At 47.3% G+C, this 17,606-nt stretch carries 20 protein-coding genes; 16 read left to right on the forward strand and 4 right to left on the reverse strand.

The features are described 5' to 3' along the window. Positions 1-29: 29 nt before the first annotated feature. From thpR to panC, 15 genes are all read left to right on the forward strand, one after another. Positions 30-560, forward strand: a complete 531-nt coding sequence (thpR, locus tag FEK66_RS03100) for an RNA 2',3'-cyclic phosphodiesterase (protein WP_131161225.1) — start codon at positions 30-32, stop codon at positions 558-560. Positions 561-574: 14 nt separating this feature from the next. After that, entirely contained in the window at positions 575-1,279 is a 705-nt protein-coding gene (gene sfsA, locus FEK66_RS03105) for a DNA/RNA nuclease SfsA (RefSeq protein WP_130204989.1), read from the forward strand. A 177-nt stretch (positions 1,280-1,456) separates the two neighbouring features. Then, positions 1,457-1,912 (forward strand): RNA polymerase-binding protein DksA, encoded by a 456-nt coding sequence (dksA, locus tag FEK66_RS03110; protein WP_032270415.1) that lies wholly within the window; start codon positions 1,457-1,459, stop codon positions 1,910-1,912. Positions 1,913-1,978: 66 nt separating this feature from the next. Further along, a complete protein-coding gene (gluQRS, locus tag FEK66_RS03115) occupies positions 1,979-2,875 on the forward strand; it encodes a tRNA glutamyl-Q(34) synthetase GluQRS (protein WP_135383394.1) in 897 nt (298 codons plus the stop codon). A gap of 59 nt (positions 2,876-2,934) precedes the next feature. Further along, the gene (pcnB, locus tag FEK66_RS03120; RefSeq protein WP_205712810.1) at positions 2,935-4,332 is read left to right on the forward strand and encodes a polynucleotide adenylyltransferase PcnB; all 1,398 of its coding nucleotides are present in this window, start codon (positions 2,935-2,937) and stop codon (positions 4,330-4,332) included. Continuing rightward, positions 4,329-4,808: a 2-amino-4-hydroxy-6-hydroxymethyldihydropteridine diphosphokinase gene (folK, locus tag FEK66_RS03125; RefSeq protein ID WP_130260747.1), complete on the forward strand. Its 480-nt coding sequence runs from the start codon at positions 4,329-4,331 to the stop codon at positions 4,806-4,808. Before pcnB ends, folK begins: the two co-directional genes overlap by 4 nt. Positions 4,809-5,154: 346 nt before the next feature. Further along, positions 5,155-5,751 carry a fimbrial protein gene (locus FEK66_RS03130; protein ID WP_130260746.1) on the forward strand — a complete coding sequence of 199 codons (597 nt, stop codon included), beginning with the start codon at positions 5,155-5,157 and terminating at the stop codon, positions 5,749-5,751. An 88-nt stretch (positions 5,752-5,839) separates the two neighbouring features. Then, on the forward strand, positions 5,840-6,565 hold the full coding sequence (locus tag FEK66_RS03135; RefSeq protein ID WP_130260745.1) for a fimbrial chaperone: 726 nt from the start codon (positions 5,840-5,842) through the stop codon (positions 6,563-6,565). 40 nt (positions 6,566-6,605) lie between these two features. Beyond that, complete coding sequence (locus FEK66_RS03140) at positions 6,606-9,206, forward strand: outer membrane usher protein (protein WP_135493469.1); 2,601 nt, start codon at positions 6,606-6,608, stop codon at positions 9,204-9,206. Positions 9,207-9,219: 13 nt separating this feature from the next. Next, complete coding sequence (locus FEK66_RS03145) at positions 9,220-9,777, forward strand: fimbrial protein (protein ID WP_135406066.1); 558 nt, start codon at positions 9,220-9,222, stop codon at positions 9,775-9,777. Between the two features lie 14 nt (positions 9,778-9,791). Next, positions 9,792-10,394, forward strand: coding sequence for a fimbrial protein (locus FEK66_RS03150; protein ID WP_135406065.1), 603 nt, complete (start codon positions 9,792-9,794; stop codon positions 10,392-10,394). 20 nt (positions 10,395-10,414) lie between these two features. Then, positions 10,415-11,002 (forward strand): fimbrial-like protein, encoded by a 588-nt coding sequence (locus FEK66_RS03155; RefSeq protein ID WP_138158442.1) that lies wholly within the window; start codon positions 10,415-10,417, stop codon positions 11,000-11,002. Positions 11,003-11,013: 11 nt separating this feature from the next. Then, positions 11,014-12,144 carry a fimbrial protein gene (locus tag FEK66_RS03160; protein WP_135406064.1) on the forward strand — a complete coding sequence of 377 codons (1,131 nt, stop codon included), beginning with the start codon at positions 11,014-11,016 and terminating at the stop codon, positions 12,142-12,144. Between the two features lie 134 nt (positions 12,145-12,278). Further along, positions 12,279-13,073, forward strand: coding sequence for a 3-methyl-2-oxobutanoate hydroxymethyltransferase (gene panB, locus FEK66_RS03165; protein ID WP_138211410.1), 795 nt, complete (start codon positions 12,279-12,281; stop codon positions 13,071-13,073). 11 nt (positions 13,074-13,084) lie between these two features. Further along, positions 13,085-13,936 (forward strand): pantoate--beta-alanine ligase, encoded by an 852-nt coding sequence (panC, locus tag FEK66_RS03170; RefSeq protein ID WP_131161231.1) that lies wholly within the window; start codon positions 13,085-13,087, stop codon positions 13,934-13,936. A 70-nt stretch (positions 13,937-14,006) separates the two neighbouring features. On the opposite strand, the gene FEK66_RS03175 is transcribed toward panC, so the two are convergent. Beyond that, positions 14,007-14,240 (reverse strand): hypothetical protein, encoded by a 234-nt coding sequence (locus tag FEK66_RS03175; protein ID WP_135493468.1) that lies wholly within the window; start codon positions 14,238-14,240, stop codon positions 14,007-14,009. A 68-nt stretch (positions 14,241-14,308) separates the two neighbouring features. Then, entirely contained in the window at positions 14,309-15,181 is an 873-nt protein-coding gene (gene rpnC, locus FEK66_RS03180) for a recombination-promoting nuclease RpnC (protein ID WP_135493467.1), read from the reverse strand. Between the two features lie 273 nt (positions 15,182-15,454). On the opposite strand from rpnC, the gene panD reads away from it, so the two are divergent. Next, the gene (gene panD, locus FEK66_RS03185) at positions 15,455-15,835 is read left to right on the forward strand and encodes an aspartate 1-decarboxylase (protein WP_000621508.1); all 381 of its coding nucleotides are present in this window, start codon (positions 15,455-15,457) and stop codon (positions 15,833-15,835) included. Between the two features lie 3 nt (positions 15,836-15,838). On the opposite strand, the gene FEK66_RS03190 is transcribed toward panD, so the two are convergent. Together FEK66_RS03190 and FEK66_RS03195 are read right to left on the reverse strand one after the other, a co-directional pair. Further along, entirely contained in the window at positions 15,839-17,065 is a 1,227-nt protein-coding gene (locus tag FEK66_RS03190; RefSeq protein ID WP_130204963.1) for a polysaccharide deacetylase family protein, read from the reverse strand. A gap of 56 nt (positions 17,066-17,121) precedes the next feature. Further along, positions 17,122-17,562, reverse strand: coding sequence for a PTS sugar transporter subunit IIA (locus FEK66_RS03195; RefSeq protein ID WP_130260735.1), 441 nt, complete (start codon positions 17,560-17,562; stop codon positions 17,122-17,124). Positions 17,563-17,606 lie beyond the last annotated feature (44 nt).

Consider the following 17,606-nt stretch of genomic DNA (forward strand, 5'->3'; position numbering starts at 1 on the left):
TCGCGGTAATTCATAACCGAGTGCCTGACATGTCTGAACCGCAACGGCTGTTCTTTGCCATTGACCTACCTGCTGAAATCCGCGAACAGATTATTCACTGGCGCGCCGCACAGTTTCCACCTGAAGCGGGCCGCCCGGTTGCTGCTGAGAATTTGCATCTGACGTTGGCGTTTTTAGGCGAAGTAAGCGCAGACAAAGAGAAGGCGCTCTCACTGCTGGCCGGGCGAATTCGTCAACCCGGTTTTACACTCACGCTTGATGACGCAGGTCAGTGGCTGCGTTCACGCGTGGTATGGTTGGGTATGCGCCAGCCGCCGCGCGGCTTAATCCAACTGGCGAATATGCTTCGTTCTCAGGCAGCACGCAGTGGTTGTTTTCAAAGCAATCGACCATTTCATCCGCATATCACCTTATTGCGCGACGCCAGCGAGGCGGTAACAATCCCACCGCCTGGTTTTAATTGGTCATATGAGGTGAAGGAGTTCACTCTTTATGCTTCCTCGTTTGCCCGTGGGCGTACACGCTACACACAGCTCAAACGCTGGACGCTGACGCAATAAAAAGGATTGTCATAATGGAATTTTCTCCTCCTTTACAGCGCGCCACGCTAATTCAGCGTTATAAACGCTTTTTAGCCGATGTGATCACACCTGATGGTCGTGAATTGACGCTACACTGCCCCAACACTGGCGCGATGACCGGTTGTGCAACGCCTGGCGATACCGTCTGGTATTCGACTTCCGACAATACAAAACGGAAATACCCGCACACCTGGGAATTAACCCAAAGCCAAAGCGGCGCATTTATTTGCGTTAATACGCTTTGGGCGAATAGATTGACGAAAGAGGCTATCCTTAATGGGGAAATTTCGGAGCTATCAGGCTATAGCTCGCTGAAAAGCGAAGTAAAATACGGTGCCGAGCGCAGTCGTATTGACCTCATGTTACAGGCGAGGTTTCGACCTGACTGCTATATTGAAGTGAAATCGGTTACGTTAGCGGAAAATGAGCAAGGTTACTTTCCCGATGCGGTTACCCAACGTGGGCAGAAACATCTTCGGGAGTTGATGAGCGTAGCGGCTGAAGGCCAACGAGCGGTGATTTTTTTCGCTGTACTGCATTCAGCCATTACACGGTTTTCACCCGCGCGCCACATCGATGAGAAATACGCGCAACTATTGTCAGAAGCACAACAGAGGGGAGTAGAAATTCTGGCTTATAAAGCGGAACTTTCTGCTGAAGGTATGGCTCTTAAAAAATCACTGCCGGTTACATTGTAGTAGTGTAAGTAACTGGTTAATTTACATTCTGGTCGCGTGCGCAAATACGCTTTTCCTCACACAGTTGTCAAGTGTTACGTTTAGATAATTGCTATCCGGAAAAGCATCTGCTATTTATAGCGGCCTCATTTTTCCCCCGAACATGGGGATCGATAGTGCGTGTTAAGGAGAAGCAACATGCAAGAAGGGCAAAACCGTAAAACATCGTCCCTGAGTATTCTCGCCATCGCTGGGGTGGAGCCATATCAGGAGAAGTCGGGCGAAGAGTATATGAACGAAGCCCAGCTGGCGCACTTCCGTCGTATTCTGGAAGCATGGCGTAATCAACTCAGGGATGAAGTCGATCGCACCGTTACACATATGCAGGATGAAGCAGCCAACTTCCCGGACCCGGTAGACCGTGCAGCCCAGGAAGAAGAGTTCAGCCTCGAACTGCGTAACCGCGATCGCGAGCGTAAGCTGATCAAAAAGATCGAGAAGACGCTGAAAAAAGTGGAAGACGAAGATTTCGGCTACTGCGAATCTTGCGGTGTTGAAATTGGTATTCGTCGTCTGGAAGCGCGCCCGACAGCCGATCTGTGCATCGACTGCAAAACGCTGGCTGAAATTCGCGAAAAACAGATGGCTGGCTAATTACAGCCGTTCCATCACGTTTACCACAGGCGGGAAATACTCCCGCCTTATTTTTTGTTCAAAGAGATGACAGACACACAGTATATTGGTCGCTTCGCCCCCTCACCTTCCGGCGAACTTCATTTTGGCTCTCTGATCGCTGCGCTTGGCAGCTATTTGCAGGCTCGCGCCCGGCAAGGTCGCTGGCTGGTACGCATTGAAGATATCGACCCGCCTCGTGAAGTTCCCGGTGCCGCAGAAACTATCCTGCGCCAGCTGGAACATTACGGCCTGCACTGGGACGGCGATGTTCTTTGGCAATCCCAACGTCACGACGCCTATCGCGAAGCACTCGCCTGGTTACATGAGCAAGAGCTAAGTTATTACTGCACCTGCACGCGTGCGCGTATCCAAAGCATTGGCGGTATTTACGATGGTCATTGCCGAACATTGCATCATGGACCAGACAACGCGGCTGTGCGTATTCGGCAGTTGTATCCGGTCACGCAGTTTACTGATCAACTACGCGGAATTATTCACGCCGACGAAAAACTGGCGCGAGAAGATTTTATTATTCATCGTCGTGATGGTTTGTTTGCCTATAACCTGGCGGTGGTGGTCGATGATCACTTCCAGGGCGTCACAGAAATTGTTCGTGGGGCAGATTTAATTGAACCGACAGTGCGGCAAATCTCGCTGTACCAGCTTTTTGGCTGGCAGGTGCCAGATTACATTCATTTACCGCTGGCGCTAAACGCACAAGGCACTAAACTTTCCAAGCAGAATCATGCGCCTGCGTTACCGAAAGGCGATCCGCGCCCTGTGCTAATCGCGGCACTTCATTTTCTGGGTCAGCAGGCAGAAGCGCACTGGCAGGATTACAGCGTAGAGCAAATCCTTCAGTCAGCCGTCAAAAACTGGACGCTGACCGCCGTGCCAGAGTCGGCAATTGTAAATTCAACATTCTCAAATGCGTCATGCTGAGCTATGATTAGCCGCTATTTTTTTGTCCTGAATGATGTTTGACACTACCGAGGTGTATTATTTTTACCCGAGTCGCTAATTTTTGCCGCAAGGTGTTGAGCCGCGAGGAGAGCGAAGCTGAACAGGCAGTCGCCCGTCCACAGGTGACGGTGATCCCGCGCGAGCAGCATGCTATTTCCCGCAAAGATATCAGTGAAAATGCCCTGAAGGTAATGTACAGGCTCAATAAAGCGGGATACGAAGCCTGGCTGGTTGGCGGCGGCGTACGCGACCTGTTACTTGGCAAAAAGCCGAAAGATTTTGACGTGACCACCAACGCCACGCCTGAGCAGGTGCGCAAATTGTTCCGTAATTGCCGCCTGGTAGGTCGCCGTTTCCGTCTAGCTCATGTGATGTTTGGCCCGGAAATTATCGAAGTCGCCACCTTCCGAGGTCACCACGAAGGCAATGTCAGCGACCGCACGACTTCTCAGCGCGGGCAAAACGGCATGTTGCTACGCGACAACATTTTCGGCTCCATCGAAGAAGACGCCCAGCGCCGCGATTTCACTATTAATAGTCTGTATTACAGCGTCGCGGATTTTACCGTCCGTGATTACGTTGGTGGCATGCAGGATCTGAAAGACGGTGTTATCCGCCTGATTGGGAACCCGGAAACGCGCTACCGTGAAGATCCGGTACGTATGCTGCGCGCAGTACGTTTTGCCGCGAAACTGGGGATGCGCATCAGCCCAGAAACTGCCGAGCCGATCCCACGCCTTGCTACTCTGCTCAACGATATTCCGCCAGCACGCCTGTTTGAAGAGTCTCTTAAACTGTTGCAAGCGGGCTACGGTTACGAAACCTATAAACTGCTGTGTGAATATAATCTGTTCCAGCCGCTGTTCCCGACCATTACCCGTTACTTCACGGAAAATGGCGACAGCCCAATGGAGCGGATCATTGAGCAGGTACTGAAGAATACCGATACGCGTATTCATAACGATATGCGCGTTAACCCGGCGTTTTTGTTTGCCGCCATGTTCTGGTATCCACTGCTGGAAACAGCGCAGAAAATTGCTCAGGAAAGCGGCCTGACCTATCACGACGCTTTCGCGCTGGCGATGAACGACGTGCTGGACGAAGCCTGCCGTTCACTGGCAATCCCGAAACGTCTGACTACGCTAACTCGCGATATCTGGCAGCTGCAGCTGCGTATGTCCCGTCGTCAGGGCAAACGGGCATGGAAACTGCTGGAGCATCCGAAATTCCGCGCCGCCTACGACCTGCTGTCCCTGCGTGCTGAAGTGGAACGCAACGCCGAGCTGCAACGTCTGGCGAAATGGTGGGGTGAGTTCCAGGTTTCTGCGCCACCAGACCAAAAAGGGATGCTCAACGAGCTGGATGAAGATCCAACACCGCGCCGTCGTACTCGCCGTCCGCGCAAACGCGCGCCGCGTCGCGAGGGTACCGCATGACGGTGGCGTATATTGCCATAGGCAGCAATCTGGCCTCTCCGCTGGAGCAGGTCAATGCTGCCGTGAAAGCATTAGGTGACATTCCGGAAAGCCGCATTCTTGCCGTTTCTTCGTTTTACCGTACCCCACCGCTGGGGCCGCAAGATCAACCCGATTACTTAAACGCAGCCGTAGCGCTGGAAACCGCTCTTGCCCCTGAAGAGTTACTCAATCACACACAGCGTATTGAGTTGCAGCAAGGTCGCGTCCGCAAAGCTGAACGCTGGGGGCCACGCACGCTGGACCTAGACATTATGTTATTCGGTAATGAAACGATTAATACCGAACGACTCACCGTTCCGCACTACGATATGAAAAATCGTGGATTTATGCTGTGGCCGCTGTTTGAGATTGCGCCGGAGCTGGTTTTTCCTGATGGCGCATCGTTGCAAAATATACTTAATATTCTGAACACTTCACAACCTGCAATCTGGTAATTTGAATAATTTATATTTACAAATAAACTCAAAAAGTAGTTGATGATAGTAGATATACCATCCCCTCCCAAAAGAAATTATTTCTTATCATAAACATAAACTTGAATTTTCCCACATTAATTATTCTACAATCACCTTTCAAATTATCTAACTTGACATCATTAATCATACAAAAAACAAATAAATTCAATTACATTTCACTAAAAAATCAATTAAAACAAACAAACCAATAAATTAAATAAATACATTCAACCAAATAATAATCACCCCCCTCTTACATAACAACCACATAATCAGTATTATCCGCCAGCTACATTAACTAATATTTTTTGTAAGGATACATGTAATGAAAAAAGCACTTCTCGCGGCCACTCTGGTTTTCACTTCAGGATCTGCACTGGCTGTAGATGGTGGTCATATCGATTTTAACGGTCTGGTGCAATCCGGAACCTGTAAAGTCGGTGTTGTTGATGAAGGCAAACACAGCATCACTACCGATGGCGTAGTTACGCTGGATACTGCTAACGTCAGCGATACGTTTGCAGAAGTAAGTGCAAACACCGTTGGTTTACTGCCTAAAGAATTTATGATTACCGTTGATTGTGCACCAGGCACTGTCAATGTCGCAGCTTTAACCATGGGTTCAGCCAGCTACGCAAACACAAGTGGTACACTGAATAACAATATGAACGTGACTGTTAACGGTATTCAGCCGTCAAAAAACGTCAATATTGCTGTGCATAATATGCAAAAACAGGATGGTAGCGCTGATACTAAACTGGTCAACATGAACAATTCTGCTGAAAAACACCTGCTGAATTTAGATTCAGAAGGTGATGGTCAGTACAAGTTCAATGCTTCCTATGTAAAAGCGCCGAACAGCCAGGATGTTACTGCAGGTCACGTTACCACTAATGCCTTGTACACCATTACTTACCAGTAATAGTTCATTATCTGAGTATAAGGTTTGCCTGAAAGGCAAACCTTATTTTTCTCTTATGTGTATACCTACATTGAGGCAAGGAGTGCTTATGTTTCCCTTCGTAAAAAAAACCGTTAGTGCATTATTTATGAGTACTCTCTTAGCCAGTACTCCAGTATTTGCCGATATTATTATTTCCGGTACGCGTATCATTTATAACGCTGATAAAAAAGATGTTAACGTTCGCCTGGAAAACAAAGGAAATCGTCCTTTATTAATTCAAAACTGGCTGGATACAGGTGACGACAATGCAGATCCCAGCCAAATCAAAGTACCGTTTACCGCCACACCGCCAGTTTCACGTGTTGAACCCAAACGCGGACAAACAGTAAAAGTGATGTTTACCGGGGCAACAACACTTCCTGCGGACAGAGAAAGTGTTTTCTGGTTTAACGTGCTGGAAGTACCGCCTAAACCAAAAGATGCAGAGTCTGACAAAAACTTATTACAACTAGCTTTCCGTACCCGCATCAAACTCTTTTATCGCCCCAGTGGCTTACAGGGTGAACCAGCCGAAGCGCCCGCAAAACTGACATGGAAGTTAAGCAACGCACAGGTACAGGTAAATAACCCAACGCCTTACTACGTTTCATTCAACGATACCACTCTGGAGAGCGGCGGCAAAACCTACACCGTAGACTCCAGCATGGTCGCTCCTTTTAGTCAGGCTAGCTTCGCCGTTACCGGGCTGGCAGGTAACGTGTCATCAGGAAAAATAGTCTACAAAGCCATCAATGACTATGGCGGCAATATTGATGGTTCTGCATCACTCTAATAACCAAACGGATTCTTTTTATATCGCCAGGAATGCAATCTTGTATAAGCTTACTCATCATAAAAACCGTGCCCCGAAAAAGACGATACTAGCTGCCTGCTGCGCCTTGTTCTATAGCGGTAATGGCGCGGCAACAGAAAGTGTAGAGTATGACAGTTCGTTTTTGATGGGAGCAGGATCATCAACAATCGATGTGAAACGTTACACACAAGGAAACCCAACACCACCGGGTGTTTATAACGTCCGTGTATTTGTAAATGAAAAATCTGTCGCTAGTTTAGAGCTGCCCTTTGTTGATATTGGTGAAAATAGCGCAGCTGCCTGTATTACCCGTAAAAATCTTGCACAGATGCACATTAAGCAACCAGAACAACCTGTTACCCTGCTAGCCAGAGAGGGCGAAGAAGGAGATTGTCTGGATCTGGTAAAATCAATTGATCAGGCAGAGATCCGTTATGACGGTGGGGAGCAATTTCTGGAGCTCTCCGTTCCTCAGGCTTATGTGTATAAAAGCTATGGCGGTTACGTCGATCCTTCTTTGTGGGAATCAGGGATAAACGCTGCCATGCTCTCCTATTCACTGAACATGTACCACACCGATTCAGATAATCGAGACAGAGACAGTATCTATGGCGCATTCAATTCTGGCATTAATTTAGGTGCCTGGCATCTGCGCGCACGCGGCAACTATAACTGGTCAAAAGATGGCGGAAGCAACTTTGATTTTCAGGATCGTTACCTTCAGCGCGACATCCCAGCGATCCGTTCACAGATAATTCTTGGTGATGCCTACACTACCGGTGAAACTTTTGACTCAGTCAATGTGCGCGGGTTACGCCTTTACAGTGACAGCCGTATGCTGCCCTCCGTATTAGCCAGCTATGCACCAACTATCCGCGGTGTAGCTAACACTAACGCTAAAGTCACCATTACCCAGAACGGGTATAAAATCTATGAGGCAACCGTTCCGCCTGGTGCATTCACCATTGATGATATTAGCCCGTCCGGGTTTGGTAGTGAACTGGTTGTCACCATTGAAGAGGCCGATGGCTCTACACGTTCATTTACTCAACCGTTCTCCTCCGTTGTACAGATGCAACGTCCAGGAGTCGGACGTTGGGATTTCAGTGCTGGTCAGGTCATTGATGACAACCTGTACCATGAACCCAACATGGCGCAGGCATCGTTTTACTATGGTATTAATAACCTGTTAACGGGCTATACCGGAGTACAAGTTACTGACAATGATTATATCGCCGGATTATTGGGCCTGGGGATCAATACGGGTATTGGTGCTTTTGCAGTAGACGTAACTCACTCCCGTACCGATATCCCCGATGATAAAACCTATCAGGGGCAAAGTTATCGTATCACCTGGAATAAACTCTTCGAGGGAACAGGCACTTCATTTAACCTTGCTGCCTATCGTTACTCCACACAGAATTATCTTGGTCTGCATGATGCCTTGACATTAATCGATGATGCAAATCATTCATCTGGTGATGAAGATAAAAATACCATGCGAAATTATTCGCGGATGAAAAATCAGTTTACCATCAGTATAAACCAGCCACTGAATATTGCTTATGAAGACTACGGTTCACTCTATTTATCTGGTAGCTGGACAGATTATTGGGCCGCTGCCAATAACCACACTGAATATAACGTGGGCTACAGTAAAAGTGTCTCGTGGGGAAGTTTCAGCGTCAACTTGCAACGTAGCTGGAATGCTGATGGCGATAAAGACGACGCAATGTACCTGAACGTAAGTGTTCCACTGGAGAATATTTTTGGTGGCAAACGTCGTGCATCTGGTTTTCGCAATCTGAATACTCAGGTCAATACCGACTTTAATGGTTCTCATCAAATGAACGTCAGTAGTTCTGGTAGCAGCGAAGACCATTTAATGAGCTACAGCGTTAATACCGGATATAGTCTGGATAATGCATCCGGTGATGTTGCCTCTTTGGGGGGATACCTCAGCTATGAGTCTGCATGGGGAGGGATTTCCGCATCGGCGTCTGCCACCAGCGACAATAATCAACAATATTCAATTAGCACCGATGGTGGATTTGTGTTGCACAGTGGTGGCCTGACATACACCAATAATAGTTTCAGCAGCAATGACACATTGGTTGTTATTAAAGCACCGGGTGCTAAGGGTGCGCGAGTTAATAACAGTAATGATGAAATTGATCGCTGGGGGTATGCCATTACGTCTTCTGTCAGCCCATACCGGGAAAACCAGGTAGGTCTGAATATTGAAACAATGGAAAATGACGTAGAACTTAAAAGTACCAGCGCCACCACAATTCCACGCAGTGGTTCTATTATCCTGACCAGTTTTGAAACGGATCAGGGGCGTTCTGCCGTATTAAATATCATCACTAATAATGGAAAATCTATTCCGTTTGCAGCAGAAGTTTACCAGGATGACATAATGATCGGCAGTATGGGTCAGGGTGGCCAGGCATTTGTCCGCGGAATTAATGATAGCGGAGAATTAATTGTGCGCTGGTTTGAAAATAATCACACCATCGATTGCAAATTACCGTATCGCGTCCCGGCACAACCGCAAACGCTGGGTAGTACCAATACTTTATTATTGAATAATCTAACCTGCCAGTTGGCTAACCACTAATATGGAATATTTTATGAGAAGGATATTAAAAACATCCGTACTAATAGGCTTTGGATTACCTACTATAAGTTTTGCGGCAGATGGGCTTGATGTCGATTTTACTGCAAACATATTAGCCACTACATGTACGATTACTATCGTTCAAGATGGTGGCCCCAAAGTTAATGCTGATGGTGGCGATAATTATAGTCTGACTATTGCCAGCGTTGGATTGGATAAAATAGTCACCGGTAATACACTAGCACAAGCCAACTTTAAGTTAGTGGCTTCGGGATGTAGTAGCGGTTATCAAAAGATTTACACAAAACTATCGGGCGCATCAATTTCAGGTAAATTAATAAAAAATGAAGCGACTACCTCAGCGGCAGCCAATATAGGTATGGGCATCAAACTCAGGGATACCGCAGATTCTGCCTTTATAACACCAAATAATACATTCAGTATTGAATGGTCAGCGGACAATAAAGCCAATGGCCTACCTCTTACTGTTGCGCTACGCGAAACTACAGCAGGAATGGGGAATACCGGTACTTTTCGGGCTAAGGCCACCTTCAACTTCACCTACGAATAACAGGAACCGCAACCATGAAAATAAAAATTATAGCTACAATGATTGGTACTGTTATCGTTAGTGGCGTTACTTTTGTAAATGTCGCTGAGGCTGGTACGCCTTCAGCCTCCCTGACAGTAAATAGTGAAATCACGATGGGTACTTGTACCACTACCTTGCTTGATGCGAGTAATAATTCTATATCTACAATTGCATTTGGTGATGTTTATATTTCTGAACTTTACGCAAAAAGCAAAGTTAAAGTATTCAAAATTCGTTTCAGCGGTTGTGCTGGTATTCCAGGGAAAAGTGCTAAAGTAAAATTAACCCCGAGGACACCAGGGTGCGCAGGCAGTGGAGCTAACACAGCTGCGTTTGCCAATAAATCCAGCAATGGTCCGGCAACAAATGCTGCCGTTGAAGTATGGACAAGCAATATTCCTGAGGGATCTGGTAGTGAGCCGTTCAATTGTTTTAGTGCCAATGCCCTGACAGCCGATCTTTCTACTGCCACCATGACAAAACCTTATGATTATATTTTAAGTGCCCGAATGGTTATTGCTGATAATGGGCCAGTAGCAAATGTCACTCCTGGAGATTTCCTCTCTCCAGCGACCTTTACTATCACTTATCAGTAACAATGGATAAGGATATTATAATGCTTAATAGGCATAATAATTTCGCACTTTATTTAGGGCTGACAACAGCCCTCTGCGCTCCTTTTTGCAGTGCAGGTCAGGATGTAGATCTCACAGCACAGATCGTCTCCAGTACCTGTCAGGTGACAGTAGACAATAATATTGTCGATCTCGGCACCGTGACACTGGACTATTTTTCCGACAATGTGACACCAGAAACTGACTATGCCGGTGGCAAGACATTCACCGTTAAAGTTATTTCCTGTGATAATCTACAAACCACACAGTCGCAAATTAAACTAGATTTTCAACCACAAGTTGGGGCTTTTGCTTCGGTAAATAATCAGGTTTTTAGCAATGAATATGAGTTGCAATCTACCGGGGCAAAAAATGTTGGCGTTGTTATTTTTTCAGCACAACCCAATGAACAGACATTCAACGTTCGGGGTACGGACGGAAAATCAAAAGCCATTTATTCAATTCAGTCAAATCAAGTGATTCCATCAATCTGGACGTTTTATTCCCGTATGCAGCGCATTGATGATACCACTCCCCCGACAGCGGGTATGGTGAGAAGTCAGGTCGTCGTTAACGTTTATTACGAATAATAAGGATCATTATGCAAAGAAACAATAACAATCCATTACTTCAACTATGCCATGCAATACTTCTTTTTTTGATATTTTCTGGGTATGTTTTTGCTGATACTGGGGCCGAGTGTTATATAGAAAATGGTTCTAATGGGGATTATACGATGGATATCTCCCCTTCAATCTATCACGTCGTAACGAAACAGGTAACTTCCGTTTCAGAAATGGCTGATGGGGTCTGGGATGTGCCTATTGTTCTTAGAGGAGGAGGCATTGGCTGTAAAGCAGTCTCAGCTGGTGATGAGTCAGTGCATTTTATTGATGTTGCAGATGCCACTTTGCAAACGGGGTATGTTAATGAAGTTGGTGCTGCATTATTAAAAACCACTGTTCAAGGGATTGCATACTCAGTAGAATTACTCTGTACAAATTGTGGTCAACGTGAAAAACCGAATATCAATCTTGATTTACGTCTCCTGCCTTCTGGAGAGGATAACTTTACACCAAACCCTGATGTTTGGTGGGTGTGGGCAGATACCGATTATAATTGGTCACTACGTTTTCGTCTCTATTATACGCCTGAGTTTAAACCCCAGGAAGGTGTTTCCAGTGGAAAGATTATGCCGGGACCGATTGCCCTATGGCGTATTGGTCCTAGTTTCCAACCAACAATTCGGTTTCTTATGCAAAGTGATTCATTAAACTTTACTGTAGAAGAGCCTACCTGTACTACTATTGCGTTGGATCCAACAAAAGGAAATATTAAAGGCAATGAAGTTAGTTTAGGAGATTCATATATTTCTGAAATTAACGAGGGTATTACCAGAGAAGTACCCTTTTCCATTCGTGGAGATTTCTGTTACGCAAACAAAATTACTGTTAAATTGAATGCGAAAAATGCGGCTCCTGATAAAAAACTGATAGGAAAATCATCCGGCTCAGCAACTGGAGTTGGTGTCAAAATTTATTCGACCGCCAATGACAATAAACTTCAATTAAATGCTGATGGTAGCAACGCTGTGGTTCTTAATTACACTAACTGGTCTAACAATCTTCTGTATTTTCCTTTCACTGCACAGTTAGTAAAAGATGGAGGAAGTGGGGTTGTTGACGTGGGTGATTTTACGGGTAAAGCAACCTTCTCTTTTTCCTATGAATAATTAAGCGATTTCTCCCCATTTCGCACCAGAACTCTGCACTGGTGCGAATATCCTCATAACACTAAAAACCATTGCCCGCCTGATATCGACTGCTAGAATGCGAATGGATCTAACTTTAGCCATCAGGATACGTTATGAAACCGACCACCATCTCCTTACTGCAGAAGTACAAACAGGAAAAAAAACGTTTCGCGACCATTACCGCTTACGACTACAGCTTCGCGAAACTTTTTGCTGATGAAGGACTTAACGTCATGCTGGTAGGCGACTCACTGGGCATGACGGTTCAGGGGCATGACTCCACCCTGCCAGTTACCGTTGCTGATATCGCCTACCATACCGCTGCGGTACGTCGCGGCGCGCCAAACTGCCTGCTGTTGGCTGACCTGCCGTTTATGGCGTATGCCACGCCGGAACAAGCCTTTGAAAACGCCGCAACGGTTATGCGTGCCGGTGCCAATATGGTCAAAATTGAAGGCGGTGAGTGGCTTGTTGAAACGGTACAAATGCTTACCGAGCGCGCAGTTCCTGTATGTGGTCACTTAGGTTTAACGCCGCAGTCAGTGAATATTTTCGGCGGCTACAAAGTACAGGGGCGCGGCGATGAAGCGGGCGATCGACTGCTCAGCGATGCATTAGCCTTAGAAGCCGCTGGTGCACAACTGCTGGTGCTGGAATGTGTGCCGGTTGAGCTGGCAAAACGCATTACCGATGCACTGGCGATCCCGGTTATTGGTATTGGCGCAGGCAACGTCACCGACGGGCAGATCCTCGTGATGCACGACGCCTTTGGCATTACCGGCGGTCACATTCCTAAATTCGCTAAAAATTTCCTCGCTGAAACGGGCGACATCCGCGCGGCTGTGCGGCAGTATATGGCTGAAGTGGAGTCCGGCGTTTATCCGGGCGAAGAACACCGTTTCCATTAAGGAGTCACGTTGTGTTAATTATCGAAACCCTGCCGCTGCTGCGTCAGCAAATTCGCCGCCTGCGTATGGAAGGTAAGCGCGTGGCGCTGGTGCCAACCATGGGTAACCTGCACGATGGCCATATGAAACTGGTCGACGAAGCCAAAGCCCGCGCCGATGTGGTAGTCGTCAGCATTTTCGTTAACCCGATGCAGTTCGACCGCCCGGAAGATCTGGCTCGCTATCCACGCACTTTGCAAGAAGACTGCGAAAAACTGAACAAGCGCAAAGTCGATCTGGTTTTCGCGCCCTCGGTAAAAGAGATCTACCCGAACGGTACCGAAACCCACACCTATGTTGATGTTCCTGGCCTTTCGACCATGCTGGAAGGTGCCAGCCGTCCGGGACATTTTCGCGGCGTGTCGACCATCGTCAGCAAGCTGTTTAACCTGGTTCAGCCGGACATCGCCTGCTTCGGCGAAAAGGACTTTCAGCAACTGGCGCTGATACGCAAAATGGTTGCTGATATGGGCTTCGATATTGAGATTGTCGGCGTACCGATTATGCGCGCGAAAGACGGTCTGGCGCTGAGTTCCCGTAACGGTTATCTGACGGCGGAACAACGCAAAATTGCGCCCGGTCTGTACAAAGTTTTAAGTTCGATTGCCGACAAATTGCAGGCTGGAGAGCGGGATCTCGATGAGATTATTGCCATTGCAGGGCAAGAACTGAATGAAAAAGGCTTCCGCGCTGATGATATTCAGATTCGCGATGCCGACACGCTGCTGGAAGTCTCTGAAAACAGCAAACGGGCAGTAATTCTGGTAGCCGCCTGGCTTGGCGATGCTCGCCTGATCGACAACAAAATGATCGAGCTGGCGTAATACTTAACTGGCGCTACAGCTGATGGCGCCAGTTATTCATTGCCACGTCAACTGTCATAACACAGGTAACTTAATTAAGGCTAATTAGCTTATCAACCTCTGCAAGAGATAAATTTGCCAACTCTGCAACATCCTCACGAAGTATTCCTTTCCTCAGAAGACGTTGGGCGCATTCCTGTCTTACCTCCTGGAGTCCCTCTTGATATCCCTTCTGAAACGCCTCCTGATACGCCTTCTGAAATCCCTTCTCTTCAAACCACTGCGCCAACGTCTGCCTGGTTTCTCTCCGTGTCTTTATGTCCATAGATTCCCTTAATTATCTGGTCAGTTAACAATAACAATTATCTGGCTAAAACTGATAATGCAGATAACTTAGTTAATCAGCTTATCAAGCTCAGCAAGAGGTAAATTTGCCATCTCTGCAACGTCTTCTCGAGACATCCCTTTACTCAAAAGACGCTGGGCGAATTCCTGCCTTTCCTCCTGCCTTCCCTTCTCTTCAAACCACTGCGCCAACGTCATCATAGACTCCCCTCCTGTTTCCCTGTCTCTCACCACACCGTAAAACAAATCCGCTTGTTCAGTATGACCGCGTTGCAGCATATAGTTTTGCATGGCAACTAACTGACTTCCGCTAGTGTACCCTTCGTCAATCAGCGTGACCAGTTGCTCCAGCAATAACATTAAGTCGCGCTGGCGAATATGTTTTTGCAGCAGTTCGAGAATCGCAATCCGCCGATGTTGCATGATTTCGTCATCCGGTGTGATGGTGATGTCCACCAGCGGGAATGGACTGTTATAGACGCGCCGCGCCAGCTCCGGTGAGTAAAACATATCAAACCAGCACATTGAGAGTGGATAAGGTGTGGCCTCGCCCTGATAAAACAGAATTGGCACCACCAGCGGCAGCTTATCGTGATCCGCCTCCAGATGCCGGTGCATGGCAGCAATCGAATAGCGCATCATGCGAAAGGCCATTTTCTTATCCGGCTTGCTTTGATGCTCAATCACAACGTGCAGATAACCAAGATTGCCCTGCATTTGCACGGAATAGAGCACGTCCGTGCTATGTCCTTTCAGGCTCTCTTCAATGAAACTCCCCGACTCAAGATGCAGCGTGTCGAGATCACACAGTTCGCGTAATTCCACTGGCAAATGTATCTCCAGAAAGTCGCGAGCCGTCTCCGCATGCATTAAAAATTGTTTAAATACCGCGTCATGCGGTGTGGTACTCGGTGCGTCCATCTTCCCTGCCTTCCATGTTGCCCTGTGTGAAGGAAGTATCCGGCCAATATGCGCTGTCGTCTGCTGCCTCTTTGTTGTTTACCGAGTAGCGTTCAGAGAAATTTCAATTGGTTACAGGCGTTACATGGCAAGCTTCGGCGCGGTACGCAAACTGCTGGTGCAAATGCCACCAGATCAGTAGACACTTATCAAAAATCGGGCAATACTGCGTGAGAATTTCCTCAAAGCAGGCATCGCCTGCTTCGTTAACGACAGGGTAGAAAGGTAGAAGTTATGATTCGCACGATGCTGCAGGGCAAACTCCACCGCGTGAAAGTGACTCATGCGGACCTGCACTATGAAGGTTCTTGCGCCATTGACCAGGATTTTCTTGACGCAGCCGGTATTCTCGAAAACGAAGCCATTGATATCTGGAATGTTACCAACGGCAAGCGTTTCTCCACCTATGCCATCGCGGCAGAACGCGGTTCGAGAATTATTTCTGTCAACGGTGCGGCGGCCCACTGTGCCAGCGTCGGCGATATTGTCATCATCGCCAGCTTCGTCACTATGCCAGATGCAGAAGCCCGTACCTGGCGCCCCAACGTTGCCTACTTTGAAGGCGACAATGAAATGAAACGTACCGCGAAAGCGATTCCGGTACAGGTTGCCTGATAATCACCCCTGCGGCTGGTTACTCACCAGCCGCGACATCGTCTCCAGCGAATCTGTCCTTAAAATATACAGCCGCTTTAATAAATACGGATTATCCCCCGGTTTTACTTTACCTTTCATGGTGGTCACCGCCAGATGAAATCCAGCTTCATTTGCCGCCGTTACCGCTTTGTCATTAAATCCACCAAATGGATACGAAAGATACAAGACTCGAGGATTAAATTGGTTTAGCGCCCGGCGAGAGCGTTCGAAATCAAACAGAATATTATGCTCACTGCGGCTGAGTAATATGGGTCGGCGATAACCATCAACCCGATGTAAAAAATGCGTATGCGACTGGAAATCAAAAACATCGCTGACATCACGCAGTTCAGAAACACTCATAAACTGTAATGACTGCGGATTCCATTTCTGTGGATGACGTTTGATGCGAGAGGTAATAATAAACGCCGTCGCCTTCATGCCATATTGTTTCAGAATGGGATATGCATAACGACTCACTGATTTCAAGCCATCATCAAACGTCAGCACCACCGCGCGAGCCGGAAGATTCATCGAATTACGCAGATACCCTTCCAGTTGATACAAGGTTAACGTGGTATATCCACGATCGCGCAACCAGGTCATCTGGTTATTGAAAGCTCGCACCGACGTCGTGGTCGAAGTATGACGAAAACGGGTGTTCTCTTCATCGCGTAAAATATGATGGTAGGTCAATACAGGAATACCGTTATCCTGCTGCGCATCCAGTGCACTGATATAGGCCAGTCGTTCGCCAATACGAATTTGATACCAGGTTTGATTCAGGCGATCTTTTAATTTATTAATAATGGGATAACGCAAATTATCGGCCAACACGCCAAATGGCGCACTACCCGCATCAGGCGCGTTGTATATCGGAGTATCTTTCCATGTAATAAGATTTTGGTTACTCAGTGGCTTATTCAGATCCCCCAGACCATCTTCAACTTTTTGCCGCCCTTGTACAGGTTCCAGATGCCCTTTATCAATATACCCCGTAGCAAAACCAAAATTGAATTCATAATAATCGGCAGCGGTTGGGATGACCGAAATAATCTGCCCGGCGCGAATGTTGCCGACGGTTACCGTTTTGTCGCCAATTTTTCCCCAGATAGCTGCATCCTGAGTGGTTTGCATATAACGCGCGGGAAGCGCTGCGCCGACACCAGATGAAACCAGCAGCAGTAAAAAAATAATCTTTTTAATCATGAGAAAACTACCAGGCGAGAAACAGCGCCGTTAGTGTAGCAAAATCGGAATGCGATTTAATACTCGAACCAATTATGCTTGAGGACAAAGGGGGGATTTTTTTGTTGTTGGTGCCAGAGACTACTGACTTCAGGCCCCCCCAGTTCGACAATTCGCTCGCGAAACTCCGCACTGGATAACGTTTCACGGTAGGCCAGCATCTGCTCAATTAACAGTAACGTGACACCAGAAATCACTTCGCAACGGGAATGTTTGTGGCTTAATAACGATGCAACACGATAAGGCGCAGCACCTGCAATATCGGTTAAAAAGATAACCCCATCGCCAGAATCTGTTTCATGCAGAGCATCGCACATCATGCGGCTGAGCATATTGGAACTTAATCCGCGCCAGAAATTCACCGCCCGGCACTGGATAAGTGCGCCATGTTTTTTTTCCAGCGCATCCAACATCTCTTGCGCCCGGTCGTCGTGACAGGTAATTACCCAACCTAACATTACCTTCCTCCTTAGCTGAAAATCAGTCTACCCTGACCATTGTT

Origin of the sequence: Escherichia sp. E1130 (assembly GCF_005781065.1) — a bacterium.
GTDB lineage: Bacteria > Pseudomonadota > Gammaproteobacteria > Enterobacterales > Enterobacteriaceae > Escherichia.

Bases quoted from the DNA above. Each gene is read 5' to 3' on its own strand.
- panD (WP_000621508.1), top strand. From the start codon at position 15,455: ATGATTCGCACGATGCTGCAGGGCAAACTCCACCGCGTGAAAGTGACT.
- FEK66_RS03135 (WP_130260745.1), top strand. From the start codon at position 5,840: ATGTTTCCCTTCGTAAAAAAAACCGTTAGTGCATTATTTATGAGTACT.
- thpR (WP_131161225.1), top strand. From the start codon at position 30: ATGTCTGAACCGCAACGGCTGTTCTTTGCCATTGACCTACCTGCTGAA.
- FEK66_RS03150 (WP_135406065.1), top strand. From the start codon at position 9,792: ATGAAAATAAAAATTATAGCTACAATGATTGGTACTGTTATCGTTAGT.
- FEK66_RS03195 (WP_130260735.1), bottom strand. From the start codon at position 17,562: ATGTTAGGTTGGGTAATTACCTGTCACGACGACCGGGCGCAAGAGATG.
- sfsA (WP_130204989.1), top strand. From the start codon at position 575: ATGGAATTTTCTCCTCCTTTACAGCGCGCCACGCTAATTCAGCGTTAT.
- FEK66_RS03145 (WP_135406066.1), top strand. From the start codon at position 9,220: ATGAGAAGGATATTAAAAACATCCGTACTAATAGGCTTTGGATTACCT.
- FEK66_RS03190 (WP_130204963.1), bottom strand. From the start codon at position 17,065: ATGATTAAAAAGATTATTTTTTTACTGCTGCTGGTTTCATCTGGTGTC.
- folK (WP_130260747.1), top strand. From the start codon at position 4,329: ATGACGGTGGCGTATATTGCCATAGGCAGCAATCTGGCCTCTCCGCTG.
- FEK66_RS03155 (WP_138158442.1), top strand. From the start codon at position 10,415: ATGCTTAATAGGCATAATAATTTCGCACTTTATTTAGGGCTGACAACA.
- FEK66_RS03160 (WP_135406064.1), top strand. From the start codon at position 11,014: ATGCAAAGAAACAATAACAATCCATTACTTCAACTATGCCATGCAATA.
- FEK66_RS03175 (WP_135493468.1), bottom strand. From the start codon at position 14,240: ATGGACATAAAGACACGGAGAGAAACCAGGCAGACGTTGGCGCAGTGG.
- dksA (WP_032270415.1), top strand. From the start codon at position 1,457: ATGCAAGAAGGGCAAAACCGTAAAACATCGTCCCTGAGTATTCTCGCC.
- rpnC (WP_135493467.1), bottom strand. From the start codon at position 15,181: ATGGACGCACCGAGTACCACACCGCATGACGCGGTATTTAAACAATTT.
- panB (WP_138211410.1), top strand. From the start codon at position 12,279: ATGAAACCGACCACCATCTCCTTACTGCAGAAGTACAAACAGGAAAAA.
- gluQRS (WP_135383394.1), top strand. From the start codon at position 1,979: ATGACAGACACACAGTATATTGGTCGCTTCGCCCCCTCACCTTCCGGC.
- FEK66_RS03130 (WP_130260746.1), top strand. From the start codon at position 5,155: ATGAAAAAAGCACTTCTCGCGGCCACTCTGGTTTTCACTTCAGGATCT.